The 26,573-nt window shown below is 42.6% G+C and carries 24 protein-coding genes and 1 riboswitch; of the genes, 5 read left to right on the top strand and 19 right to left on the bottom strand.

All coding sequences use genetic code 11. The features are described 5' to 3' along the window. Nucleotides 1–12: 12 nt before the first annotated feature. The gene (locus tag AWM75_RS05585) at nt 13–276 is read right to left on the bottom strand and encodes an ACT domain-containing protein (RefSeq protein ID WP_067979356.1); all 264 of its coding nucleotides are present in this window, start codon (nt 274–276) and stop codon (nt 13–15) included. 18 nt (nt 277–294) lie between these two features. Next, entirely contained in the window at nt 295–1,464 is a 1,170-nt protein-coding gene (metK, locus tag AWM75_RS05580; protein WP_067979354.1) for a methionine adenosyltransferase, read from the bottom strand. Beyond that, nucleotides 1,464–1,550, bottom strand: a riboswitch (SMK box riboswitch). Its footprint overlaps the gene before it by 1 nt. 162 nt (nt 1,551–1,712) lie before the next feature. Here metK and AWM75_RS05575 point away from each other — a divergent pair. Further along, complete coding sequence (locus AWM75_RS05575; protein ID WP_067979349.1) at nt 1,713–3,200, top strand: LysM peptidoglycan-binding domain-containing protein; 1,488 nt, start codon at nt 1,713–1,715, stop codon at nt 3,198–3,200. 40 nt (nt 3,201–3,240) lie between these two features. Here the strand turns inward: AWM75_RS05575 and pdxR are convergent, their stop codons facing one another. Further along, nucleotides 3,241–4,653 (bottom strand): MocR-like pyridoxine biosynthesis transcription factor PdxR, encoded by a 1,413-nt coding sequence (gene pdxR, locus AWM75_RS05570; RefSeq protein ID WP_067979346.1) that lies wholly within the window; start codon nt 4,651–4,653, stop codon nt 3,241–3,243. A gap of 142 nt (nt 4,654–4,795) precedes the next feature. Here pdxR and AWM75_RS05565 point away from each other — a divergent pair, with 142 nt between their 5' ends. Both AWM75_RS05565 and AWM75_RS05560 read left to right on the top strand, forming a co-directional pair. Next, nucleotides 4,796–6,304 carry a DUF1846 domain-containing protein gene (locus AWM75_RS05565; protein ID WP_067979343.1) on the top strand — a complete coding sequence of 503 codons (1,509 nt, stop codon included), beginning with the start codon at nt 4,796–4,798 and terminating at the stop codon, nt 6,302–6,304. 366 nt (nt 6,305–6,670) lie between these two features. After that, complete coding sequence (locus tag AWM75_RS05560; protein WP_067979339.1) at nt 6,671–7,105, top strand: HIT family protein; 435 nt, start codon at nt 6,671–6,673, stop codon at nt 7,103–7,105. A gap of 108 nt (nt 7,106–7,213) precedes the next feature. Here the strand turns inward: AWM75_RS05560 and AWM75_RS05555 are convergent, their stop codons facing one another. The 9 genes from AWM75_RS05555 to rplM all read right to left on the bottom strand — a co-directional run bounded on the left by AWM75_RS05555 (nt 7,214) and on the right by rplM (nt 16,367). Beyond that, complete coding sequence (locus tag AWM75_RS05555; RefSeq protein ID WP_067979336.1) at nt 7,214–8,356, bottom strand: MFS transporter; 1,143 nt, start codon at nt 8,354–8,356, stop codon at nt 7,214–7,216. 130 nt (nt 8,357–8,486) lie between these two features. Next, on the bottom strand, nt 8,487–9,293 hold the full coding sequence (locus tag AWM75_RS05550) for an ABC transporter ATP-binding protein (protein ID WP_067979334.1): 807 nt from the start codon (nt 9,291–9,293) through the stop codon (nt 8,487–8,489). A 10-nt stretch (nt 9,294–9,303) separates the two neighbouring features. Continuing rightward, nucleotides 9,304–10,197: an ABC transporter permease gene (locus tag AWM75_RS05545; protein ID WP_067979331.1), complete on the bottom strand. Its 894-nt coding sequence runs from the start codon at nt 10,195–10,197 to the stop codon at nt 9,304–9,306. Nucleotides 10,198–10,200: 3 nt separating this feature from the next. Continuing rightward, nucleotides 10,201–11,157 carry an ABC transporter substrate-binding protein gene (locus AWM75_RS05540; RefSeq protein WP_067979328.1) on the bottom strand — a complete coding sequence of 319 codons (957 nt, stop codon included), beginning with the start codon at nt 11,155–11,157 and terminating at the stop codon, nt 10,201–10,203. Nucleotides 11,158–11,178: 21 nt separating this feature from the next. Beyond that, nucleotides 11,179–12,144: an ABC transporter substrate-binding protein gene (locus AWM75_RS05535; RefSeq protein ID WP_082702066.1), complete on the bottom strand. Its 966-nt coding sequence runs from the start codon at nt 12,142–12,144 to the stop codon at nt 11,179–11,181. 18 nt (nt 12,145–12,162) lie between these two features. After that, the gene (locus AWM75_RS05530; RefSeq protein ID WP_067979325.1) at nt 12,163–13,140 is read right to left on the bottom strand and encodes an ABC transporter substrate-binding protein; all 978 of its coding nucleotides are present in this window, start codon (nt 13,138–13,140) and stop codon (nt 12,163–12,165) included. A 412-nt stretch (nt 13,141–13,552) separates the two neighbouring features. Beyond that, nucleotides 13,553–15,367 carry an oligoendopeptidase F gene (pepF, locus tag AWM75_RS05525; protein WP_067979321.1) on the bottom strand — a complete coding sequence of 605 codons (1,815 nt, stop codon included), beginning with the start codon at nt 15,365–15,367 and terminating at the stop codon, nt 13,553–13,555. A 150-nt stretch (nt 15,368–15,517) separates the two neighbouring features. Continuing rightward, nucleotides 15,518–15,910, bottom strand: a complete 393-nt coding sequence (gene rpsI / locus AWM75_RS05520; protein WP_067979319.1) for a 30S ribosomal protein S9 — start codon at nt 15,908–15,910, stop codon at nt 15,518–15,520. 13 nt (nt 15,911–15,923) lie between these two features. Continuing rightward, nucleotides 15,924–16,367, bottom strand: a complete 444-nt coding sequence (gene rplM / locus AWM75_RS05515) for a 50S ribosomal protein L13 (protein ID WP_067979316.1) — start codon at nt 16,365–16,367, stop codon at nt 15,924–15,926. A 235-nt stretch (nt 16,368–16,602) separates the two neighbouring features. On the opposite strand from rplM, the gene AWM75_RS05510 reads away from it, so the two are divergent. Beyond that, nucleotides 16,603–17,337: a lysophospholipid acyltransferase family protein gene (locus AWM75_RS05510; protein ID WP_067979312.1), complete on the top strand. Its 735-nt coding sequence runs from the start codon at nt 16,603–16,605 to the stop codon at nt 17,335–17,337. A 52-nt stretch (nt 17,338–17,389) separates the two neighbouring features. On the opposite strand, the gene AWM75_RS05505 is transcribed toward AWM75_RS05510, so the two are convergent. Together AWM75_RS05505 and AWM75_RS05500 are read right to left on the bottom strand one after the other, a co-directional pair. Next, nucleotides 17,390–18,598 (bottom strand): cobalamin-independent methionine synthase II family protein, encoded by a 1,209-nt coding sequence (locus AWM75_RS05505; RefSeq protein WP_067979309.1) that lies wholly within the window; start codon nt 18,596–18,598, stop codon nt 17,390–17,392. A 318-nt stretch (nt 18,599–18,916) separates the two neighbouring features. Beyond that, a complete protein-coding gene (locus tag AWM75_RS05500) occupies nt 18,917–19,786 on the bottom strand; it encodes a PPK2 family polyphosphate kinase (protein ID WP_082702065.1) in 870 nt (289 codons plus the stop codon). 175 nt (nt 19,787–19,961) lie between these two features. On the opposite strand from AWM75_RS05500, the gene AWM75_RS05495 reads away from it, so the two are divergent. After that, nucleotides 19,962–20,270, top strand: coding sequence for a rhodanese-like domain-containing protein (locus tag AWM75_RS05495; protein ID WP_067979306.1), 309 nt, complete (start codon nt 19,962–19,964; stop codon nt 20,268–20,270). A gap of 96 nt (nt 20,271–20,366) precedes the next feature. On the opposite strand, the gene AWM75_RS05490 is transcribed toward AWM75_RS05495, so the two are convergent. The 5 genes from AWM75_RS05490 to AWM75_RS05470 all read right to left on the bottom strand — a co-directional run bounded on the left by AWM75_RS05490 (nt 20,367) and on the right by AWM75_RS05470 (nt 26,398). Then, nucleotides 20,367–21,278, bottom strand: coding sequence for a LysR family transcriptional regulator (locus tag AWM75_RS05490; RefSeq protein ID WP_067979303.1), 912 nt, complete (start codon nt 21,276–21,278; stop codon nt 20,367–20,369). A gap of 14 nt (nt 21,279–21,292) precedes the next feature. Then, entirely contained in the window at nt 21,293–22,072 is a 780-nt protein-coding gene (locus AWM75_RS05485; protein WP_067979300.1) for an alpha/beta fold hydrolase, read from the bottom strand. Between the two features lie 33 nt (nt 22,073–22,105). Then, nucleotides 22,106–23,431: an SEC-C metal-binding domain-containing protein gene (locus tag AWM75_RS05480; protein ID WP_067979297.1), complete on the bottom strand. Its 1,326-nt coding sequence runs from the start codon at nt 23,429–23,431 to the stop codon at nt 22,106–22,108. 113 nt (nt 23,432–23,544) lie between these two features. After that, nucleotides 23,545–24,813: a DUF1002 domain-containing protein gene (locus tag AWM75_RS05475; RefSeq protein ID WP_067979294.1), complete on the bottom strand. Its 1,269-nt coding sequence runs from the start codon at nt 24,811–24,813 to the stop codon at nt 23,545–23,547. A 55-nt stretch (nt 24,814–24,868) separates the two neighbouring features. After that, on the bottom strand, nt 24,869–26,398 hold the full coding sequence (locus AWM75_RS05470; RefSeq protein WP_067979290.1) for a hypothetical protein: 1,530 nt from the start codon (nt 26,396–26,398) through the stop codon (nt 24,869–24,871). Nucleotides 26,399–26,573 lie beyond the last annotated feature (175 nt).

Raw genomic sequence — 26,573 nt, 5'->3', positions numbered from 1 at the left:
ACCTATTCTTAATTAAACTCGGTGCATGTGGTTAAAGATTTCTTCGTGCATGACGTGAATCGTCATATCTGGATTAGAATCTTTTACCGCCTGCTGAAATTCTTCGAATTCTAGATTGATTTGATCAATTTCTACCAACATGGTCATAGTAAAATATTCCTGCATAATCGTCTGGCTAACATCAACAACATTGGCTTGGTTTTTGGCACAAACACTGGCTAAATCAGCTAAAATTCCCACCCGGTCCTTGCCAATTACAGTAATTACGGCACGCATTTTATTGTCCTCCTAGTTTTACTTCAATCCTAAAGCAATTTTTAATTGATCGCTTTTATCCGTCTGTTCCCAAGTAAATTCAGATCGGCCAAAATGCCCATAAGCAGCAGTTCGCTTATATACAGGCTGCTGTAAATCAAGCATTTTAATAATACCAGCTGGCGTTAGATCAAAGACCTGGCGAATAGCTGAAACTAATTGGTCACTGGTAAAGTCGCTCGTTGCAAATGTATCCACATAAATAGAGACTGGTTGGGCTACACCAATGGCATAGGCTAATTGGATCTCGCACCTATGGGCTAAGCCTGCTGCAACAATATTTTTAGCAATATAACGTGCTGCATATGAGGCTGACCGGTCTACCTTAGTTGCATCCTTACCAGAAAACGCTCCGCCGCCATGGTGGGCTGTTCCCCCATAGGTATCAACAATGATTTTTCTGCCGGTTAAACCCGAGTCTCCCACTGGGCCTCCGATAACAAATTTTCCAGTCGGGTTAATCAAGTAACGGGTCTGGTCGTCCAACCACTCAGCTGGCACCACGCTCTTTATCACGTGATTAATCACATCTTGGCGAACCTGATCTAGTGTTACCCCCTCATCATGTTGGGTAGAGATCACGATGGTATCAATTCGCTTGGGTTGGCCCTGGTCACTTTCAATTGTAACCTGGGTTTTGCCATCTGGACCTAAATAGTCTAGAATTCCTTCCTTACGTACCTGAGCTAGGCGTTGGGCTAGCTGGTGGCTGAGTGAAATAGCTAAAGGCATATAAGATGGCGTTTCATCGCTGGCATAGCCAAACATAATCCCCTGGTCGCCAGCACCAATCTCTTGACTGGTCCCTCGACTTTCCAGGGCATCATCGACTCCTTGAGCAATATCAGGTGATTGCTCATCTAAAGAAACTAAAACTGCTACCTGGTCAGCATCAAAACCAAAACGACCATCACAATAGCCAATTTCACGAATGGTTTGACGGACAATCGCCTGGATATCAACATAAGCAGTAGTTGTCACCTCACCAAAAACCAGGACCAAACCGGTATTAACAGCTGTCTCACAGGCTACCCGAGCGAGTGGATCCTGAGCTAGGATGGCATCCAAAATCGCATCTGATATTTGATCAGCCACTTTATCAGGATGCCCCTCAGTAACTGATTCTGATGTAAATAATTCTAAAGTCATATATTATATTCCCCCATTTTTTATATTGGTTACAAGGCACATTTACCACAATCAAGGTAAACCCTATCGGGAAGTTTGTAACTGGTCCCATTATACCCAAGCACTCTCTAAATTGATAGGTCCATTCTTAGGCATTTTTTTGCTAATTAATTATTAATACTAGCTTGATTAACTTTGAAAACCATTACATCAGTGCTATAATACAGGTGAAGGAAGATTTACTTCCACTAATTGAGGAGGGATTTATAATGAACAAGAAAAGTATGCTAACCCTCACTTCTCTGACTTTGGCTAGTGCCGCTGCGCTAGTAGCCAGCCAAGAAGCGGTTTATGCCGACCAAAACTACCAAGTCAAAAGCGGGGACAACCTTTATCGAATTGCCCTGAATCATGGTGTGAGCCTAGAAGAATTAAAGGCCGCTAACCATAAAACTGATAATTTTATCCAAGCCGGTGACTTGTTAGTCATTCCACAAGCTAGCGATACACAAGCTGAAGCTGATAGCGAAAATGATACAGAAACGAATCATTCAGTAGCCGAAGTGACAGATCCAGCAGCTGGCTTTACAAGTAACCAAGCAGCCATCGATTATGCCAAGGCTAATTTTGACTGGCACCTCCATAAAGAATGGCGGGTTGACTACAAGGATGGCCGTTACTTTGTCCATTTCGAACCCCTGCAAGCGCAAGCTGAACCAGAAAAACCAGCGGATAAACCCGCTGAAAAGTCTGACGAACCAGCAAAACCGAGTGAAAACAAGGCAGAAGTTAACGGACAGGCCATCTACACCGTTCAAGCTGGTGACTACTACTATAAGATTGCGCAACGTTATGGGGTCACTGTTGAGGCCTTGAAGAAGGCCAATAAAGCGACTTCCAACTTCTTACAAATTGGTGATAAATTAGTCATTCCTGGCCAGGTAGATACAGATAAAAAAACTGACCAACCAGCCGATAAGCCAAGCAATCAACCCGCTGATAAAGCAGAAAAAACAGTTGAGCCAGCCAAAACTTATACTGTAAAAGCTGGTGACTACTATTACAAGATTGCTAAGGCACACGGAGTCACTGTTGAGGCTTTGAAAAAAGCTAATAAAGCGACTTCTAACATGTTATATCCTGGTGATAAGCTAGTCATTCCTGGCCTAAATCAAACTGCAGACAAGCCTGATGAAAATAAACCAGAAAAAACCGACCAGGATGGATTAAAAGCCTTCAGCAAGCTTAATGATGCAGTTAAATTTGCCAAAGATAACTTTGACTATAAAAAACATGACCAATGGTATGTAGACTATGTTAAAGATGGCTACCATGTTTTCTATGACTTCAAGGATGGTGGCCGCAAGGAGGTCACTCCTAACCAGCAAGCAAATCAAAAACCAGCTGACCAAGCTGTAAGTAAACCAGAAATCAAGCAAACAGAAACTACTTATACCGTTAAAGCTGGTGACTACTACTATAAGATTGCCAACAAGTTCAATGTGTCTGTGGCTGATTTGAAAAAGGCTAATAAGGCTACTTCTAACTTCTTACAAGTCGGAGACAAACTGATCATTCCTGGCCAAGGTAAGCAAGCAAAACCAGGTCAGGCTAATCAAACTGACCAGCGGCCAGCTTTGAATAGTAACGAAGCTGCTAAGCGCTATGCTGACAAGCACTTCGATGCGCGTAAACATAAATCTTGGTATATCACTTATGAAGATGGTAAATTTATGGTCAACTACAAATTACGTTAACCATCCTATATTTGCTTCACAAAAAAGCTAGCCGAATTGGCTAGCTTTTTTTTACTACCGCACTTTCTTTTACCCATTTAATTAGATCGTGAGCTAAGTTATCAAGCATGGCTGTAGGGACCGCAGAAAAAGAAATGAACAGAATATTTTCCCAACCAGCCTGACAAATACTTGAAAAATCAGCCAGGCTACGGATTTTAAGGCCAGCTGATCCAGCCATTTTTTTGAACTGGACCAAATCAAAGCTTTGACTAGGCTTAAAGAGTATATGTAGCCCCGCTTCTTCTCCATATACCTGGCCAGCTGGATCATACTTAGACAAGGCTTTAATTATTTGGTCGCGCTTACGACCGTAATAGCGTCTAGTACGGTTTAAGTGATTAGCAAACTCACCCTGCCTCATAAACTCACTTAGTGCTAGTTGGGTCAAACTAGAGACTGTTGAAGATAGATGGGAAAATTTGTCTTGATAGCGGACTACTAAATGACGTGGGAGGACCATATAAGCTACCCGTAAGCCAGGCGCTAGCGTCCGGGTAAAAGACCCAAAATAAATTACCCGGTCCTGGTGGTCTAAATGTTTGAGTGACGGGATAGTTAGACCACCATATTTAAATTCACTATCATAGTCATCTTCAATAATATAGCGGTTGCCACCAATCTGCAGCCAATCTAACAGTTGTAGTCTTTTTTTCATGGGCATAATTGATCCCGTGGGGTACTGGTGTCCAGGGGTAACACACACCCAATCTGCTGGCGAAGCAGCCAGAGCGTCCAAATCTAGTCCATCACTAGCCAGAGGTATTGGCCAAGTCTTGACCTGACTGAGATGGTTTAAATGGCTAGCCTTTAGATAGCCCGGATCTTCCAAAGCCAGGTCCAGGGGCTGGTCAAACAACCTGATTAGGTCTGTGAAGAGCTGGTTAAAACTAGCACCAATTACCACTTGGTCAGCCTGGCAGGGCACGGACCGAGAAACTTGTAGATAATTTTGAATCTGCTGGCGCAAATCAACTAAACCCTGGTGGCTAAACTGGTCTAAAATCAGGCTATCTTCTCCCGCTAAAATATGACGATAAATTTGGCGGTACTTAGTGTAGGGGAAAATATCCTGGTCAGGAATTGACTTACTGAGATCTAATTGGTAATCATTAGATGATTGCTCTGTTGACCTCGCCTGGTTGGGCTGAGTTGGAGGTGTTAGCGTCTGGTAGCTAATATCACAGACATAGTAACCAGATCGTTCTTTGGATTGGATATAACCTTCTACGAGGAGCTGGTCATAGGCGCGTACTACTGTATTTTGACTAATACCATTATCAAGGGCCAGCTGCCGCTTGCTGGGTAGCTTATGGCCAGCTAGTAAGTGGCCAGTCATTATTTGATTTTTAAGGTAATGATAGATCTGCTGGTAACGGGGTTGCTGGCTATCCTGGTCAATAGGAATTAACATGGCAGACCTCCTAAAGTGTATTTACCCCCTATTTTAGCATAGCTGTCTTGGTAGAAAATTAACTTTACAAAAGTCTCGACTCTTTTATATCATTTAGGGGTGTGCTACAGTAGTAGCGAATATACTTTAAGGTGGGGAAAACATGAGAAAAATTGGTTTTGATACAGACAAGTATCTACAAGAACAATCTGAAAAAATCCTCAGTCGAGTTGCTGGCAAGGATAAACTCTATTTAGAATTTGGGGGCAAACTTATCGGTGACAAGCATGCTAAGCGGGTCCTGCCGGGCTTCGACGAGGATGCCAAGATGAAGCTCTTGCAAACCATTCGTGACAAGACTGAAATTATTATCTGTATCTATGCGGGTGATATTGAATCCAACAAAATACGTGGCGACTACGGCATCCCCTATAATGAAGAAGTATTACGTCTAATCCGTGAATATGAAAATTACCATATACCGGTTAATAGTGTCCTGCTTACCCGCTATGCTGGCCAGCCAGCTGCCAAGGGTTTTATTAAGAACCTTGAAAACCGTGGCATTAAGGTATACACCCATCAGGCTATTGCAGGTTATCCAACTGATATTGAAGCTATTTTTGGCCCTGAAGGCTTTGCCAAAAACGACTATATCGAAACAACCAAACCTGTTGTGGTTGTGTCAGCACCAGGCGCAGGTTCTGGTAAATTGGCTACCTGCCTCAACCAACTCTACCATGAGCATAAACGGGGTATGAACGCCTCTTACGCCAAGTTCGAGACCTTCCCCGTTTGGAACCTGCCCCTTAAGCATCCAGTTAACATTGCTTATGAGGCTGCCACTGTTGACCTCAATGATGTTAATATGATCGATAACTACCACTATGAAGCCTACGGTGAAGTGGCGGTTAACTATAACCGTGATATCAATATGTTCCCCGTGATTAAAAGAATTATTGAAAACATCACTGAGGCCCCCTCTATTTACCAATCACCAACTGATATGGGCGTTAACTACATTGCTTCCGGCATTATCGATGACGAGGTAGTTATTAAGGCTGCTAACCAGGAAATTATCCGCCGCTACTTCAATATTGAAAATGACTACTTTAAAGGCCATGCCGACAAGCAGGTCCGCCGACGGATGCAAATCATTATGGAAGAAAGTGACCTACAGCCAACTGACCGAGTCGTGGTACAACCAGCCCGTGACTATGAAGCCAGTGTTCAAGACCGTCTAGGCGTTGACAACATCCAAGGTGTGATGGCCCTGCAACTAGCTGACGGCCAGATTGTCACTGGACGTAATGGTGACGTCATGGACGCTTCAGCTGCTATTATTGTCAATAGCCTAAAAACCTTAGCCGGTATTAACGATAATATTGATCTGGTAGCACCCATGATTTTAAATACCATCCAAGAACTCAAGCGCGATGCTCTCAGTAATCGGGTCCAAGCTTTAAATGCTAATGAAATTTTAATCGCCCTAGCTATTTCTGCCGTCACTAACCCAACTGCCAAAATTGCCTATGACCAGTTAGACCAGTTGGTTAACTGCCAAGCCCACGCCACCTTCATGCCTTCCCTAGAGAATGAACAAGTGCTGAAACGTCTGGGTATTGACATTACAAGCGATGCTAATTACGCCAGCAAAAATCTTTATAATAGTTAAACCTTTAATCGTAAAGCTGTGACCAAGCGAGTCACAGCTTTTATTTGCTTAAAAGCTTATTATATTAGGAAATTAGCTATATTTATTGCCTTTTCCTTGGCTAATTGTAAATTTTATGTAAAATTGATGTAAATTTGTAGTCAATTACCTTTACATTAAATTTACAATCAGCTATAATTCTCAGTGTTAATAAATTTTAAAAGAGAAAGGAGGCCAATCATGAATAACCTACCAATCGCAGCAGCTTTAGAAGCTATTTTTACAATTTTCCGCAATAAATAATCTGACTGGTATTTATTAAGGCCGTTTTTATGATAGAATGTAAGTGTTAACAAGACTAAATTCATAATAACGGAGGTAAGATAAATGGTTGCAAAAGACCCAAACTGTGGCTATTGCCAACAAGGTGAATTATTAAATAACTTTGGCTACCTAGTGGGGGAACTGGAACACAGTCTAGTTATCCTATTTAGAGAACAAAGCCATCATGGACGTATCATCGTTGCCTACAAGGAGCATGTTTCAGAGCTGGTGGATATTGATGCGGAAACCCGTCATGCTTATTTTGATGAAATTGCGCAAGTAGCAGAAGTCATGCATGAACTATACCAACCAGACAAAATCAATTATGGTGCCTACGGTGATGGCGGTAGCCACCTCCACTTCCACTTAGTGCCTAAATACGAAGGTCAAGTTGAGTGGGGCACACCTTTTGCCATGAACCTAGATGAAAAATACCTGAATGAGGAAGAATATGAAGCTATGGCCGAGGAACTTCGTGCTAAGCTACCTCTTAAATAATCGTAATATTGAAAAAACCCGGAGCTAGTTAACTAGCTCCGGTTTTTTTGCGTCCCCTATTATAACTTATGATATGAATTAATAATCAAGCTAAAGAATTTTATTTAACTAAATAAATAATTCCTTTCTTTGTTGGACCAATACCCAAGCTGATACGAACATCGCACAGGCAAAAATTAACACAGCTGGCAATCCCATTAGAGCCAGAATTTGCCCACCGATAGCTGAGGCTAGCATGATGGAAAAATCAAATACAGTGGATTGGACTGATACAGCAATATCCCCGGCCTTGGGTGCTTGCTTGATCACGGCATTCTGTAACAAGACTGACAGGGGGCCATAAGATAAGCCCCATAATCCCATTGCTAGCCCACCTAACCAGGTCCACTTAGCTAGAAAAAGAAAAATCAGCATAGTGACGACACCGCAGGCAATAACCGCACCGAGTAATTGGTGGAAATGCTGATCAATAAAGCGACTAACAATCACCATGGATAAAATAGCACCCATCCCAAAAATCAGCTGGCTAGTCGTAATGGCTAGACCAATCCGGTCTGATACCAACTGAATAAAGGCATAACTAGCATATTGACCCATAACATATAGTAAGACTAGCAAGAGCACCGTTTGAACATTTTTACGCTTGATAATATTAATCGGCGATACCGTATCCTGGGCAGGTCGACCTGGGACTGATGGCAATGCAAACAGCCCTAGACCAGCTACCAATAGACACAATAAAGTAACAGCATAAAAACTCCAAGACCAGGTTAAGCTCTGACCCAATTTAGTCAGCAAAGGCAGACCCAAGCTAACACCAATAGTTGAGCCAGATAATACGATAGTCATAATCTGGCCAGCTCGGGGTCCATCCGCTACCTGGCGGGCATAGGTACCAATTAAAGGCCAGAACATGCCCACACATAAGCCCGTGATCATGCGTCCAATAATAGCCATAGCAAAGTTGGCTGCTGAACCAACAATAAAATTACCTAAGGCAAAACCTAGCGCGACACCAATCAAAACATAGCGGCGATTAAAACCTGTCAGCAGTCGGGTGGTAATCATGGTGGTACAGGCAGCCACTATGGCTGAGGCCCCTAGCAAGTAGCCCACTTGGGCATGAGAGACCCCTAAATCCTGACTAATCTCATAAAGTAGGCCTGAGGGCAGTAATTCGCCGGTCACAGCAATCAATGACGCCAACATCATTAATATAATCCCTAACCAGGGTGTCTTTTTATCTTTCATTTCATCTTCTCCTTTTATCACTGTCAACAAGAAAAACCAGCCCAAAAGTTCAACCTCAGGTTCACTTTTGTAGCTGGCTTTTATGCCAAATCAGTATTTATAGTGTAACATATTTTTTTAATCTTGATAATTATCTTTGTAGTAGAATTTCATCATTAGTCAAGCTAGCGCCGACACTAGCTTGGAAGAGGTTCATCAAGTCATCAACAGTCAAATCTGCCTTTTCTTGGCCAGCAACATCGACAGCAATCTTGCCTTCATGGAGCATAATTAGGCGGTTACCATAACGAATGGCATCACTCATATCATGGGTAATCATCAAGGAAGTAATATGATTCTCATTCACTAATTTCTCAGTCAAATTCATTACCATATCAGCTGTGCGTGGGTCCAAGGCAGCTGTGTGCTCATCCAAGAGTAAGATATCTGGCGTTTGTAAAACTGCCATCAATAGCGTTAATACTTGACGTTGACCGCCTGATAAAGCCCCAGCATCTGTAGTTAAACGGTCTTCTAAGCCTAGGTCAACCTCCTTAAGATGATCTTTAAAGATTTGCCGCATTTGATCAGTTACACCTAAGCTAAAGCCTCGACTATGCCCCCGCTTATAAGCAACAGCCAAATTTTCTTCAATTGTCAAGTTTCTAGCGGTCCCCATTTGTGGATCCTGAAAAACCCGGGCGATATATTTGGCACGTTTATAAGCCGGTACATTAGCAATTTCTTTGCCATTAAGTTTGATAGAACCAGACGTTGGCTGCTGGGTCCCAGCAATCAAGTTGAGCAAGGTTGACTTGCCTGCCCCATTTGAACCAATAACCGAAACAAAATCACCTGATCTTAAAGTCAAGTCAAAGTCCTTGGTGACATGGTTTTCATTAACTGTACCGGTATTAAAAATTTTATTTACCTTTTCTAATTGTAAAATTTCAGTCATTTCTATCCTCCTATTGGCCCTGTTTAGCTTTACGATTACGCATCCAAGCTGATACTTCCGGCGACCATAAGATCAAGGCAAGTGCGATTGAAGATAAGATACGGATATCACTTGGTAGAATTGGCAATATATTTTGTTGCATGATGGTATCAATAACCACCCGGTAGATAATAGAGCCTATAACAATCGTTACTAGTCGCTTGCCAAAAGAAATACTGCGTAAAATAACTTCAGCGATAATAAATGAAGCCAAGCCAATAACAATTGTACCAGTTCCCATACCGACATCAGCGTAACCATTAGATTGGGCAATTAAAGCACCTGATAAAGCAATCAAACCATTAGATAGCATATAACCAACTACCTTAATAGATTCAGTCTTAATCCCGTTTGCCTCTGCCATCACATTGTTATCCCCTGTTGCTCTAAAGCCCAGACCGTAAGAGGTATTTACAAACAAGACTAGGGCTAAAATCACTAGGCTAACAAAGATTAGGCCGACCAGCATTGTTGCCATCACTCGGTTAAGGCCAAAAGATTCAAACAGGCTAATTACCGTATCTTGACCGAGTAAGGGCAAATTAGCCTTACCCATAACCCTTAAGTTAATTGAATAAAGACCGGTCATTACCAGTACCCCTGATAATAGGGTTGGAATTTTCATTTTAGTATGTAAAAGACCCGTTACAGCACCAGCTAAGGCACCGGCAACCATGGCAACTAGGGTAGCCAGAATGGGATTCATACCGTTCACGATTAAGACTGCTGACACCGCACCACCTAATGGAAAAGTCCCTTCAGCTGACATATCAGCCATATCTAAAATTCTAAAGGTCAAGTAGACCCCCATGCCTAGCATAGCCCACAAGAAACCTTGTGCAACACTTGATAGTAGTAAATCCATTTTCTAATTTTCCTCCTTTAAAGTCTTGGGATCAAAGCCCAAGTGGTGGGCCATATCATCATTTATTGTTTTGTCTAATTTATCTGGCAGGTCAACCGCTAATTCAGCTGGACTAGCTTGCCCCTGTAAAATTTCAGCCGCCATCTCCCCTGCTCGATACCCTCTCTCTTCATAGTTCACACCAAAAGTTGCAATACAGGCCTCAAGCTGGGCCACATCGGCGCCTACTGCTGGCACTTTCATAGCATGTAAAGTATTTGCAATCGTGGCAATAGTTTGGACGATCGAGTGGTCAGTCGGTAAATAAACGGCATCTACCTTACCGGCCAAAGCGGTGATGGCATGTTGCACATCATTAGTATTAGTAATCGTCATCCCCTCAACTTTGAGACCAACTGACTCACCATAAGCCTTCACATTCTCAAATTGGATTTGCGAATTAACTTCTCCCGCATTGTAAAGGACACCAATAGTTTTAAGTTCGGGTACATGCTGGCGCAGGAAATCTATACCCTGGTTTGGCAGGACCATATCAGAAGCCCCAGTCACATTGCCGCCAGGCCGGTCATAAGAGGCGACCAAGTTGGCGCCCTTGGGATCGGAAACTGCCGCAAAAACAATCGGGTTGTCGTTGCCCGCATTCGCCAAAGCCTGGGTAGGCGGGGTGCCTAAACCTAAACTAAGGTCATAGACCCGGGTCATCTTGCCAGCAATCCCATACAAATTAGAATGGTCTTGGGCAGCATTTTCTAAATCAATCACTAGATTATCATCTTCCCGAAAGCCATGATCAGCGAGCCCCTTTTTAAAACCGGCTACTACTTGGTCCATAGTAGGATTTTCCGAAAATTGTAAAATACCTACCTGTTTAACACTTGGATCTTGGTCAGCTTGCTGGCAACCTGTCAGGCCAAGTAACAAGATCAAACACATGGCCCACCAGCTAAATCGACTGGACATTATCGCCCTTCCTCTCTATTTTTAATCGGCTAAGGCTCCTGGATCGTAATCTAGAGCTTTTGCCATCTCTGGATTCACAGTTAGTTCTAAGTGGTCTGGTAGTTCAACCGGCATATCAGCCGGTTGTGCCCTACCAGCTAAGATTTCAACAGCCATTTCTCCGGCCCGGTAACCGATACGCTCATAATCAACACCGAATGTTGCTAAGCAAGCTGGCAAGGAAGTTTTATCACTACCAACGGTGGGTACCCCCATTCGTTTAACAACTTCACCAATAGTCGGGGCGGTCTGCACGATCGAATTATCTGTTGGCAGATAAATAGCATCAACCTTACCAGCCAGGGCCGTAATTGCCCCCTGAACATCGTTAGTATTGGTAATCGTCATGCCTTCAACTTTTAGCCCTAGTGATTCAGCATAAGCTTTACAGTTTTCATATTGAATATTGGAATTAACCTCACCAGCATTATAGAGGATGCCAATTGTTTCCAAATTTTCAACATTAGCCACTAAGAAATCAACCCCTGACATAGGTAATACCATATTTGAGGTCCCGGTAACATTGCGTTCAGGAGATTCGTTGCTAGCAACCAGCTGGGCACCTTCAGCATCAGTCACCGCTGTAAAAACGATTGGTTTCTTTTCCTCGATATTAGCGAAAGCCTGACTAGACTGAGTCCCCAATCCTAAAAGTAGGTCATCTTCACGGGCCATCTTTTCGGCAATACCATAAAGGTTAGAATGGTCCTGGGCAGCATTCTCATAGTCAATCATCAAATTCTCCCCCTCTTGATAACCAGCATCAGCTAGGGCCCTGGTAAAGCCACCGTGAGCTTGGTCCATAGCAGGATTTTCTGAAAATTGTAAGATACCGACCTTAACCGGTTGATCTGAATGGGGCTGGTCTGCCTCCTGACTAGATTGACAACCAGCTATCCCCAAACAGGCAAGGGCTAGCAAGGCTAGCTTATTTAATTTAATTACCATAAGCCTTTCCTCTATCAGCTAAATTTTAGTGTTTTCTAAGGCTTGAGCGTCGATACCTAGGGCATCTGCCATCTCTTGGTTAACACGAATGGTGAACGTTTCTGAATACTCAACTGGCATATTAGCAGGATCTTGACCATCTTCTAAAATCCGTAAAGCCATTTTGGCAGTTTGCCGACCTAGGGCTTCATAATCGACCCCATAAGCACAGAGGGCGCCTTCAACACCTGCATCGAAACCTGCTACTGAAGGGGTCTTAGTTTCCATTAGCACTTTACCGATTGTTGCAATCGAAGAAGCTACCGTATTATCAGTTGGTAGGTAAACGGCATCAACTCGGTTGGCTAAGCCTGTGATCGCTGTTTGCACTTCGTTAGTAGAAGTGACAGTGGCTTGCTCCACCTTAAGACCTTTAGATTCAATATATTCTTTAGCTTGTTGATATTGGACTTCTGAATTGACCTCGCTTGAATTATAGATAACCCCGATAGTCTTGATATCATCCTTAGTTGTCAATAATAGGTCAATCACCTTAGCAACATCCACGCTATCAGAGGTACCCGTCATATTCCTACCTGGCTTTTCAATCGATTGAACTAGGCCAGCTGATACAGGGTCAGTTACCGTAGTAAATAGCTGTGGGGTCGATTGGTCCGCATTCAACATGGCTTGAGCAGCTGGGGTAGCGATTGATAAGACCAAATCCTGGCTGTTAGCAAACTGCTGGGTAATACCTTGTAGGTTAGATTGGTCCCCTTGGGCATTTGAATAGGCTAATTCTAGTTTATCGCCTGCCTTGTAGCCATTGTCTGCCAACTCCGCTTCAAAACCCTGACGCGCTTGGTCTAATGACTCGTGCTCCATAAACTGAAGCACACCAACCTTAACTTGGCCATCAGCGCTACCAGCACCAGCTTGGTTACCATTACCACAAGCTGCTAAAGATAAGGCTGCTAATAAAGAGATACTATATTTTGCTAAACGATTAATTTTCATTATTATTTCCTCCTAAATCAAGCTAGTCACAAAAAGAGCCGGTCAAGTTTGTCAAAAAACTTAACCGGCCCCAAAACACTTTTGGTATGCGCATGTCCTCGAAATCTCGAAGCCGATCAAGAGTTTTTCATCTCTATGAGGGCTTCATCACGTGAAATAGCTCTAGCTCTCATAGATACAAACTTGGCAGTTTACCCTGTTTGCATCTATGACTGAGTCATCAACACAAACAGCTATCTAAAAAAGCTAAAGTAATATTTATTATTAAGAGACACTAGGTTCTCAAGAATTATATTTAATTTTAAGCAAGTCATCCTAGTATCTCCTTTCATAAATTCACTCTAACAAATCTTAAAGATATCTTAAGTCGCCAGACAATAATTGTCAAGTGTTTTTTCAAATTATTTTCAATCTAGCTTGCAGAGAGGTCTTGGCTATAAGCAATAATTTGGTCAACTGTTCGATCAAGGAAGGCAATAGTATTTTCTAAGGCTGCTTCTGTTGTGATATCTACTCCAGCGATATCCGCAGCCCGGACAGGATCCATGGCCCCTGTTGTTAAAAAGGCCAACCACTTTTCAACAGCTCCCACCTGGCCCGCGCGAATGTTGAGGAAGGCCTGGGTGGCAATAGTTAAGCCCGCTGAATAGGTATAAGGATAGAGGCCCATATAATAATGAGGCTGGCGCATCCAGGTTAGCTGGCTGGCCGGTTCTAGATCAACAGCTGATCCCCAGAATTGCTTGAGCACCTGTTCTTTTAATTCCGATAGCTTCTCAGCCGTAACCGCCTCACCCTTATCGATTTCTCGGTAGACTTCTCTTTGGTAGGCTGCTTCTAAGAGGTGGGTGACGAAATTATGAAAATAAGTATTGGCTATCATCGAAGCTAAAGCAAAGCGTTTACTGCGGGTGTCCTCAGCCTGGTCTTCAAGATAAGCAGTGAGTAAGAGTTCATTGAAGGTGGATGGCGCCTCAATCAGGTAAAGACTAGGTTCACTGGTTAAGTAGAGATTATGCTCTTCAGCTGTTATCATTTGGCCAGCATGACCTAATTCATGGATAAGGGTATATAAATCAGACAGTTGATTAGTCCAGGACATTAAAATATAGGGATGAACGCCAGCCACCGACGTGCAGAAACCACCGGTAGACTTACCCTTGTTTTGAGCATAATCCACCCAATTATCCTGGTAGGCCATGGCTAGTTTAGAGTAATAATCTGCACCAAGAACTGCCGTCGCGCCTTTAATATATGCCTCACTTTCTGGGAAAGTAATTTGCTTAGAAAAATCAGGGTCTAAGCTAATTTTGAGATCAGCATAGGTCATCTTATCTAGACCCCGAACTGCTTTAAGGTGGCTGATATATTTCTGCATAACTGGGGCTAATTTTTCCATAATGACATCGATTTGCCGATTATAAAGCTCACGGTCAACATCCTGGCTGTCCAGCAAATAATCGATAGTCGAATCGAATCCCCTTAATTTGGCCTGAGCTTTCTCCTGAAGCAAGTGGCCATAATAAGTTGCGGCAAAACTATGTTGGTATTTAGCCAATTGATCTGAAAAGACTTGGTAAGCAGTTCTTCTAACCTCGGTATCCTCATCATACATATACTTATCTTCATAGAGGACAAAGGATAAAGGATAGGTCTTGCCATTAACGGTAAAGTCAGGAAAATCCAAGTCAGCTAGTTTAGCTTCATTATAGATATTATAGAATTGCTGGTTGGCTGGCGCCAGATCTACTAGGGCCGACTCCAAGTCCTTACCCAAATAGCGCTGGCGTTTTTTGGTGAGCTGGCGACAAAAATCTTCTAGATCAGGTTGGCTCTGAGCCAGTTGGTCTAAAAGATTCTGTGGCAAGTCTAAAAGCTCTGCTTCAAACCACAGCAAGTCACTGGTTAACTGGTTAAGGATAGCTTCTAATTTACCTAAACGCAGAGCAGCTTGGCTATCAGTCCGGTCCACCTCAACAGGTAATAAGGCGTAATGACTCAATTGTGATACCTGGACTGCTAAATCTGACCTGCTATAAATTGCTTGAGACAAAAGATCTAACTGGTTTAAACGACCCTTATAACTTTCTGTAAAATCATTAACATCAACCTGAATTTGATCCAAAGCTTGCTCATAAGCCGCTTGAGTGGGAAAAATAGCCGTCAAGTCCCACTTGGCGGCAGGATTGACTTGGTCACGTGATTTTACGACTGACTCATTGCTCATTTTGATCCTTCTTTCATAGTTTTGATTAATTTATATTATACACTAAGTTTAATTCTAGCTAAACTAAGCCAAAACAGTGGGCAAACCATTACCATCTAAAACAAAAAAAACACCCGCCCTCGGGCGAGTGTCTTGCAGTAAAGTCCAAAATTAACGTTTTGAGAATTGAGGTGCTTTACGGGCTTTCTTAAGACCTGGTTTCTTACGTTCCTTCATACGAGGGTCACGTGTTAATAGACCAGCATCTTTTAATGGTTTACGGAAGTCTGGATCAACTTTTAATAGAGCACGTGCAATCCCGTGACGAGCTGCACCTGATTGACCAGCATAGCCACCACCATCAACATTGATGAAGATGTCATATTGACCATCAGTTTGAGTGATGTCTAAAGGTTGTTTAACAATTACGTATAATGATGGATATGGTAAGTATTCTTCCATATCTTTACCGTTGAAAACGATACGTCCAGAGCCAGGTACTAAGCGTACGCGCGCTGTAGAATGTTTACGGCGTCCAGTTGCTGAATATTGAGCTTGTGCCAATGCTGTTCCCTCCTTAGATTAATTCTGTAATATCGATAGTTTTAGGTTGTTGTGCTTGGTGTGGATGTTCGCCACCAGCGTAAACATGTAATTTAGTAAATTGTTTACGACCTAAAGAAGATTTAGGTAGCATACCTTTGATTGATAACTCTACTAAACGTTCTGGGCGGTTGTTTAACATATCGCCAGCAGTTGTTTCATAGATACCACCTGGATAACCTGAGTGACGGTAATATTTTTTATCTTTAGCCTTGTTACCAGTTAATTTAACCTTGTCAGCGTTGATAATAATTACGAAATCACCAGTATCTACGTTAGGTGTGAAAGTTGGTTTATTTTTACCACGTAACATGCTAGCTGCCACAGCTGATAAACGACCTAAAGGTACATCAGTTGCGTCAAGGACAACCCAGTTACGTTCTACTTCGCTAGATTTAGCCATGTATGTAGTGCGCATTTTGTTTCCTCCGTTATCTTGTCAGATTGTTCGATCATAATTAGGTTTCCGGGGCTAATCATGGGGCAAACAATACCGTCTAATATAATACCGCGAATAGCCAGCCTTGTCAAATAAAAAAACACGTATCCTATCCCAGCATCCAAACCACCTGCCCCTATCCAAGCCTTTATACGGGCCTTTTTCGCACCACCTGTGGTAAGATTTATTTAATATTTTTTAAAGTTGGTGAATTATGAAGAAGAGATTTGGTTTTTGGGTAATTTGTTTGCGACAAATTGCCCGACTTTTCGTGCCCCGTATCAGCTTCAATCCAGCTGACTATCCGCAATTAGACCTCAACCGACCCACCGTTTTTGTTACCCACCACGAAAACCTTAAAGGCCCCCTGCGCATTATCATTTGGACACCTATTTTTATGCGAACCTGGGTCTTCGCTAAATTAGTTGACCAAAAAACTTGCTATCGACACTTTTCTCGTTTTACCTTTTCAAAACGTTTTGGTCTACCCTTGTGGCTGGCTAAAACGATTGCCTGGCCAACTTCCTGGATTACCGCCTTTACCCTAAAGCAGGCCCGCGTCATTCCGGTCTACCGCAAAAATAAAGAAATTAAGCAGACCTTTGCCACCAGTCTAGAAGCATTATCACAAGGTGTGCCAATTTTAATTATGCCTGATGTTGACTATGCCAATGATACCGACCAGGTCGGTAAAATTTATGAAGGCTTTTTAGCCATTGACCGCCTCTACCAGAAACGATTTAAAGATCATATTCAATTCGTGCCAATCTATGCCAATAAAAATTTACGTAAAATGCAAGTCGGTAAAGTTCATGCCTTTACCGGTGAACTTTCCTTCCGTAAAGAAGCGCGCATCGTAGCCCAAAAATTGCGCCAAGATCTAAATCGACTCATAGACACCGACCAAGAGGACCCAGCCAAAGAGAAAAAAGTATTATCCAAAGATTAATCAATTAAAAAGGGCTGGCTCATCAGGAGCCAGCCCTTACTGCTAGTACTTACTATCTAAATAAACGTTGAGATGCGAGTTCAGCGCCTTCAACCAAAGCTTCTAGTTTAGCCCAAGCAATTTGTTCATGGAGACGACCACCCAAACCGCAGTCAGTTGAAGCAATCACATTTTCAGGACCAACAATATCGGCAAAGCGGACAATCCGGTCAGCAATTAACTCAGGATGTTCAACAGCATTAGTTGAATGAGAAACTAGACCTGGCACAATCTTTTGATTTTTACCTAGACGGCCTGGTTTTTCCCAAACCTTCCACTCATGGGCGTGACGTGGACTAGAGGCTTCAAAAGAGAAGGAACCAGCCTTAATTTCTAAGCATTGGTCAACAATATCTTCAAAAGGAATATCCGTTGTGTGAGGGCCATGCCAAGAACCCCAGCAAATATGCAGACGGACTAATTCTGGATCGATACCTTTCAAAGCGCGATTAGCGGCATCAACCCGCAACTGCAACCATTTTTGGAAGTCAGACACACTAGGTTCTGGATTAATTTGGTCCCAAGCTTCAGCTAAATCCGGTGCATCAATTTGCACAATCAAACCTGCATCAGTAATTGCTTTGTACTCCTCATGTAAGGCATCAGCCAAGTCATTTAAAAGTGCCACTTCATCGTGGTAGAAACGGTCTTCTAAACGGGCTGCTGCTCCAGGCGAAATAGCGGCCATGAAGCCTTGCTCAATATCATATTTCTTCATAGCTGCTGTTAATAAGCTAACATCCCGATTAACCTGGTCTTGACCAGTGTAGGTCACCTTGCCAGCAAAGGCTGGGTTAGGCACATTAGCACGTTTGCCTAGGACTCCTGAATCTGGATCTTCATAAGCAGCTCTAAATTTTTGGCGGTCACGACGGTCAGAGAAGTTAGTTAGCTTAATCTCACCTGGCTTAGAAAGGATTGCTTCCTTTTTGGCCCAGCGATCTTCTCCGGTCATTTCCAGACCACCTAAACGGTAGAAAGAATAATTCCACCAAGCACCGTAGTCGATAGCGCCTGATGTAATGTGGCCATACTCACCATCATTTACTTGGTCAATACCAATTTCTTTTTGTTTTTTAACAACCTTATCAACGGATTCCGCAATAATTTGGTCAAATTCCTCATTAGAAATTTCTTCTTTAGCACGACGACTGTTTGCTTCTAATAATTCAGGCGTCCGTGGTAGGGAGCCAACGTGAGTGGTTAAAATTTTCTGAGTCATGTCTAAATCCTCCTGTAAACTTTTAGCCATTATAGCATATTAAAAGAGCTACCATAATTTGCGACTATACCACTCTAGTATCTAAAGCTTGATACATAGGACATTTTAATGAGTGATTTAATTTATTGATAGATATCCATAGTTTTAAGCTATATACATCAGGCTGGCTAAAAATTTAAATTAACAGTTAATTAGCACCAGCTAGCAGATGCTCTTTTTAAGTATAAAAATACCTTTATGCTATACTTAGCTTGTCTCAATGTAATGTATCCTAGAGGAGGTTTAGCGACTTTTGTCACACCCTCTTTGCTCAAAAATCTAATCTTGTTCTAACTCTTTAATCGCTTGATCAATCTTTTCTTGGTCTTCTTCGGATAGTTCCGGATATTGTGGATTCATTTCCTTGAGCTCAGCCAAAACAATTTTTCCAGCTACAAAACGTGTAAACCAGGCATTATCACCAGGCAAGACATACCAAGGTGCCTTGTCAGTTGATGTTTCCTGTAAGATATATTCATAGGCCTGGTGGAATTTCTCCCACTTGTCCCGGTCGCTCAAGTCTGAGAAGGAGAATTCCCATTGCTTGTCTTCATTTTTCATCCGTTCAAGCAGACGTTCTTTTTGAACAGCTGGGGATACATAAGGGAAAAGTTTAAGCACATGGAAACCTGAATCATAAAGGTATTCCTCCATGTGACGAATGGCCTGAAGACGGAAGTCTACTTCCTCTTCCAAGCTATCGTGGCTCATGGGCACTTGCTCATCAGGACCGTGGACAATCAGACTCACCACGTCCTCATAATAAGACCGATTTAAAATCCCAATTTGACCACGTTCCGGCAATTTATCCCAATGGCGCCATAAAAAATCATGGGCCTGGTCCGTTTCGCTCGGTTTCCCAGTAGCAGCTACTTTCAACCCTTGAGCCATCAAATGAGAGAAAACAAAAGTGATTATTTCATCCTTGCCAGCTGCATCCAAGGCTTGGAGAGCTAAAACAATGGCTTGTTTCTCCTCAGCTTGGAGCTTTACATGCCAGTCATAGAGCTGGTCAACTAATTCTGGCAACAATTCATTTTTTAATTCATCCTGGCTGGCTTGGTCAGCTTCGAACTGCTTCAAATCCTCAAAATTAGGAGTTTGGCCTGGTTTTAAGCGATAATCTTGAATTTCAATATTTTTTGGCATAGTATTCCCTTCTATCTCTCGAGATTTAAGCTAGTAGAATCAACAAAAACTTACTAACGCTACCCTACAAATTAACTTTACCAAAGCATGCGCTTTCAAGCAAAAAAATAGTCTTTCGATTAGGCTTTATTTAAAATGGAAATAATAACAATAATAAGCCTAGGAGGTTCTATTTATGAAGGAAATTAGCCCACAAGAACTTTATCAATTAGTTACTAGTCAAGCGGACATCAATATTGTCGATGTGCGTACCAAAGAACTCTACGATGAAGGACATGTGCCTGGGGCAATTCATATTCCCCTATCACAAATCCCTGATAGCTTGGACCAGTTTGATAAAGACCAACACTACTACATCATCTGTCAAAAATCGATTAAATCTAAAGAAGCTTGCCAAATCCTTAGCCAACATGGCTACAATGTGACCAATGTTTCGGAAGGCTCTCCTGCCTATCCAGGACCAATGGAAAGCAGCTCAAAATAAAAACCAGATATCTAATCTGGTCATAGGAATCTTAGAGGCTGGGACGATAATCCCAGCCCTTTTATTTTTAGCTTGTTAGAAGTAGGGCTTGCTTTACTAGTTAACATCACCATTGACGCAGGCAATCAAAATATCAATAAATTCTTCGGCAATCGGATTAAGCTGATGGAAATTGTTAGTAATATAGCCAATTTCAATCACTTCATCTGACACTAAAGGCACGGCGATAATATTGGGCCCATTGAGGTCTTCATTGATAATACCAGAAGAAATGGTGTAGCCATTGAGACCAATCATCAGGTTAAAAATGGTGGCCCGATCGGAAACGGTAATGGTTTTTGGACTATCATACTCAGCATGAACCTCTTCCCAATAATAAAAAGAGTTGTGCTGGCCCTGTTCAAAATTCAAACGCGGGTAAGCCGCTAAATCCTCAAAAGTTACTTGAGCTTGATTAGCCAAGGGATGGTCGCGGTAGATAAAGACATGGGGCCGGGTTTTAATCAGGCTGTGAAAGCTTAGATTATTATCCTTTAAGGCCTTATCAATAATCCGTTGATTATAGTTGGACCGGTAAATGACCCCAATTTCACTTTTGAGATTAATTACTTCATCTAGAACCTCCCAGGTTCTCAGCTCCCACAAAGAGGCCTGGTAGTCTGTATCCTCATAACGCTTCAGTAAGCGAGCAAAGGCATCAACCACAAAGGCATAGTGGTGGGTGGCTACTTTAAAAATTTGCTGGCGGTGGGCTTGGCCAGAATAACGACGCTGCAGTAGGTCAAACTGCTCTAAAACCTGGTTGGCATACTGGAGGAACTCTTCACCAGTCTCTGTCAGACTAATCCCCTTTTGACTACGAATAAAGAGGGTCAAGCCTAGCTCCTCTTCTAACTTCTGCATCGCATTAGACAAGGATGGCTGGGAAATAAAAAGTGCCTGAGCCGCCTGGGTAATAGAACCTACCTCGGCCATTTTTCTAAAATAAGCTAAATCTTCTATCCGCATGTCTATTACCCTCCTTATTTATATATGAACGAGCCACGCTGGTCACTGGACTGGGACCCGCATTCATCAACAGTTCTCTTAAAAAATTTTAATACCAAGCCATTAAATAAATCGGCCTGTTTTTGGGCAAAATGATGACCCTGTCCTGAAACCGCTAGCAAATAACCCTGATCTAAAAACCTAGTCATTGCCAAGGCATGGCGATAGGTCACCACATCACGTGACCCAATCAAAACTAGACTTGGTACACGGATTTCAGTCAAATCCGCCCAGGATAGCGGTAGGTCTCTGGTCATCAGTTTACTCACCTCAAAGTTAGCCGCTGCCCAAGTGCTAAAACTTGCCAAGACCCTAAAAAGACCAACTTCCAAAGCAACTAGGGCCTGATCTAACCACTTTAAACCAGCAAATTTTAAATTACCCGCATTAAGCACCTGACCGCGAACTCGACTAGGATAGCGGTAGCTAAACATCAAGGCTAGATTAGCGCCATCAGAAAAGCCAACCAGCAAGACCTGCTTCACAGCTAAATAATCTAACAAGGCAGCCAGATCATCGGCCATCAAATTAAAATCTAAATAGTCTTGCTGGTTGGTTGACCGACCTTGACCGCGGCTATCCATAAAAATCAGCTGGTAATAGCGACTAAGTGTGTCAACTTGGTGTTTAAAATAGCGGCTAGAGCCACCGTTACCATGAAGGAAGACGAGCGGGGCTCCCTGGCCGACCTGGCGAAAATAAATTTGACTCCCATCAGGACGAGAGATATAGCCCGCCCGATCACAAGATTTCATTTTAAAGGCCCTCTTTCAGCTCGGAGTAAAATATTAATTAAAATGAGTTATAATGCCTTGCGCTAGCAAACACTCAAACTGATTTAAATCATAGCCTGGGGCACGATCTTGGCCAGGTTGGTCGGGATGGCCAATAATTGAATCGTAAATAATCTCTCCTTTAAAGGGTAGCAAGACCGTTCCTACTAATAGGGGCGCCGGACCCACAAAACCACCTAAATTATCGCCATTATTACGAACAGCAAAAATACGGTCCTGGCCTTGGTGGTCACGTCCCATAAAGAGGGCAGCCCGCTCACTATAGCGACCTAGATAGAAATGTCCTGGCAGGTGGTGATCATACCAAGACTGGAGAATATCGCGATTTTCCTGGTCCTGAACTTCACCACTAGCTAGGTAGTCCAAAATAAGCTCAGGATGGGCCCACATAAACTGGCGAATTTGGTAAACATGGCGGTCCTGGCCCACCTTGGTCAAGATTTGTTGACGGCTAGCGTCAACAATATGGTGGTGGTCATTAATCCAAGCTATCAGTTTTAACCACATGGCATAGAAGAGATAGATATCCGATTCAGGTAACAGAGCTGTTTGGTTAAACATATTAGGCAAACAGCACTGCATAAAGGTCGCTCCCGATCCACACGGACAGGGATCGCTGGTCTCTAATTGGCTAGGTCCAACCCCTTCAGTCGTTACCTCAACTTGATTGGCCTTAATATCATTTAGACGCTGGCCATGCCAGTAAAAGCGCCGTTCAAAGTCAACTAAATCACGGTAAATATCAGAAAACTGACTCAGGGCTTGGCCCTGACTAAAATCACAACCAGCTACCTCCAGCATAGAAAGCGATTCCTCAACTGGCTCCCTAGCAATAATATCAGACTGGACCAAGCGGGCTAATTTCTTAGCATCAACCCTGGCCAGGCCTTGGTCCTGGTTAAGAAAGGTCACCAGCCGATTTTGGTGGGGATTATCACTATAAGTCTCATCTTGGTAGTTTAAAAATTCAGCTAAGCTGGGGCGGTAAGGCGGATAGGCCTGCTGACTAGCTATTACCCGATCAATAAGTTGTGGCAGGTCTAAGTAATAGATATGGGCCAGCTTGTCCTCAAAAAAGAAATAATTCTTTTCTTGCAAAATAAAGGGCAGAATAGCCTGTTTAAAAGTCGAGACACTTAATAAGCTGTCATGATGGTCGTTATAGCTGCCAATTAAGTCAGCTACTTTTATCACATCATAGAGGTTGATAGCTGCCAGCACATACTGGTTCAGTAAAGCAGCCCATTCAGTATCAACTACCCGCTCTTTATCCAATTGATCAGCTGAATTATAAAGCTCAAATATCTCCTGCTGGCTCATCCCATCATCTCCTCTTTATCTGCTAATCTTTTAGTATTCATCTATTATAACTAACCGTGATTTGACTCACAAGTTGAAGAAGCAGCGATATCTAAAGTAGGCCCTTTTTTAATTTAGTTACCCTGACTATTATTGATGAAAATTTGAATATCCTCTCTGGTTAGCCCGGTACGATCAGCAAAGGCTACTAAATCTGCATAGCTATAAATTTTCATTGATTCAGGGTTTTCAAAAGGCTCCTGGATTGCTTCAGCAGTGGACAAGTGTTGCTTACCTGGATCCGTAAATCGATCGGTAATCACCTGGTCACCTGTTACTTTGATTGGAAAAGTATTATAGACATTAAGATTGCCAATTTCGTAATAAGCTTTTTCCTCCCAATAGGAGAATCCCACTACCCCATCGTTAATCATTTTTGATAATTTAAATCTAGCTTCCGGATCATCAGCCAATAACCGCATCATATAACCCATAACTGCTAGCTCATCATCCCTCAATTGGTAGACAAAGTGCTGACTAGCCGCTGTTCCAGTATCACGTCCTTGGTCATCATCAGAGTGGCTGGCAGGATGGTCATTGATAAAATTCTCTAACTGTTCATCTGATACCTCTAATTCAGGCGATAGGTCGACATACTTGCGTAAATAACTCAAAATGGCCGTCCGGTCATCAGCTTTAAAGCGGAAACCATAGTCTGTAGACCAGTCAGATAGAATCCTCTGAAGGTCATTATCGTTAAAATCTGGGTTTTGAGCTAGGGCCTGGTTAATTGCTAGGCGTAATTGTGCAAAGAAACGATTTAAATCAATTAATGCATAGGAGGTCGACTCCCCTAGACGACTGGATAAGAGTAATTGGTCATTAGTCATTTGATAGGCCTCGGGATTGCCCAGTCCTAGATTTTCTAAAATCACATAAAAGCCAGCTAGACCGCCCTCACCCGTTACCGGGCTAGGTGCCGCTACCCTAACCGTCATATTATCAATGCCGGTATTTAAAACAGCACTCTCAAAGGTCGTTTCGTCCACCATGGTAAAGTTTTCCGGATTAACCACTTCAACATTTAATTCCTGACCTACCTCTTCAATCGTCAAACTAGCCGATGAGTAAACCGGAATAGAGGTATCAATATCTACTAGTAAATCAGCCATTTTTTGTCGGGTCACTACATAACGGTGGTGGTCAGGGATATCGTTAACCGCTAATTCAGCTGCCATCTGATCGGCCTGTTGCACATTTAAATCTTCAGCTAGAGCCAAGAAGCTATCGCCTACCTGTATCGTATTTCCCTCCTGGTCTGTTAGGCCTGTCCCTTGGCCTGAGTCCCCGCAAGCTGCTAGCAGGCTGGCTGTTAACAGGACTAGAAAAATTTTTATTTTCATTAGCTTATATCCTCTCTATACTATAAATAAAGCCGGCGTTTGCCGGCTTTTAGTATTATTCTTGGTCAGCTTTACCTGCCTTTTTGCGATAAATCAAGTAGCCGCCACCTGCAAGCAGGATAATAGCGACAATGTAGACCTCTTTACGTACCCGTCTGGTACCTGTATGCGGTAAACTGTCATCATTTTTCTTATTAGGGTGTCTATTATCCGTCTTATAGTAGCTAGACCCACCTGAATTTCCCTGGCTCTCATCTTCAACTGGTTCAGTGATAAAGTTGTAAATACGGTCACCGAAACTATTGTTAGTCGTTGAATCATCGTCATAGAAGAACCATGATTTCTTATCCTGGTTATTCGTGGTCGTTTCTGAGTTATCTTCAAAGATAAGCTTGTCTATGAAGCTACCCCCATCATTAGATTGGTCCCCGCTGGCTTGACTATTTTCATCATTTGTTGATGATTCGTCACCTTCATCTTGGTGCCCAGCTGGATTATCTTGGCTTTCCCCAGACCCTTGAGATGTTTGGTCTTGGCCTGACTGTTTAGTGCTGCTACCAGACTCTTTTTTCTTGTTAGTTGACTGAGCCCCTGCTGTAATTGTGAAGTCACTGCCATAAACGTCTGACAAGATAGCTTGTAAATAACCCTCGCGCTGGCTAGCGTATTGGTAAGGGTCAATCACCACGGGCTCAACACCTTGGTTGACATAGTTTTTATAGACAGCTGAAATATTCTTGTCAAAATTATCATCGCCCTGCTTGTCTTTACCTCTAACGGCAAATTGCACCGCGGTAACATCTGTTTCAACACCCTTAATATTGGCGTTTTTGCTGAAATTTAGGTAAGGGTTTATTAACCCAGTACGAGTATTTCCTCTAGTTAGTAAGATAACCTGCAGGTTCTTGGAATGATTGCTTAACTGACGGTATTGATCAATCGGGGACTGATTTTTTGCATGACTTCTATTATCTTGCCAAAGCATATCCAACTCTTTTTGAACTGCTGCTGGAGAATTGTTGTCAATGTCAGCATAAGTAGGTACTATGACACAATGATCAGTCCCATAGTTATAAAAAGTATAGGCTACCATCATCCGATTTTGGTCAGACATGTTGCTAGTCAGATGGTTAACAATTTCCTTAGATTGTTGAGACATTAACCTAGCTTCTTCACTATTCCCTGAAAATAACTCATCATCAATCACCAACAAAATATCTTGACCATCTAGTAGTTTATCTTCGGCCTTACTAGATGCTGATGATGACTGACTTGACGCTTTGCTGGCTGAACTTGATGCGCTTGATGAGCTAGCTGATGATGCGTGCGACTGACTAGACGCCTCTGCTTGCGGGTTAGTTGGCTGACTTGCTTGGCTGGAGCCCGCCCGGTTAGTCTCTTCCTGACCATTATCAGCCCCACCATTATCAACTTGGATAGTCTCTTCAAGCTCTGGATTTTGATCTAGGCTAGATTCATTGCTTACTTCACTTGTCTCGCTAGCCATGACGCTAGTCATCCCTAATAAAGGCTGACCTAGCATCAATAGGGCTAGGAAACTAGCTAACAAATGTTTACACTTCATGACTTTATCCTCCCAATTAAATAATGCTTATTTTAGCACTTAAAAAAGACTAAAATGGCAACCACTCCTAAAGAGACTTTTTTTACACCTCATTGGTAGAATTGACCAGTTTTTCAGGTGAAAAAAGTTCATTTCATGGTAAAATAGACTATAAGTTTTATAGAGGAGGACGCTT

The organism is Aerococcus urinaehominis (assembly GCF_001543245.1).
In the GTDB taxonomy this organism is placed as follows: domain Bacteria; phylum Bacillota; class Bacilli; order Lactobacillales; family Aerococcaceae; genus Aerococcus; species Aerococcus urinaehominis.
This window is presented reverse-complemented; position numbering and strand designations above follow the sequence as displayed.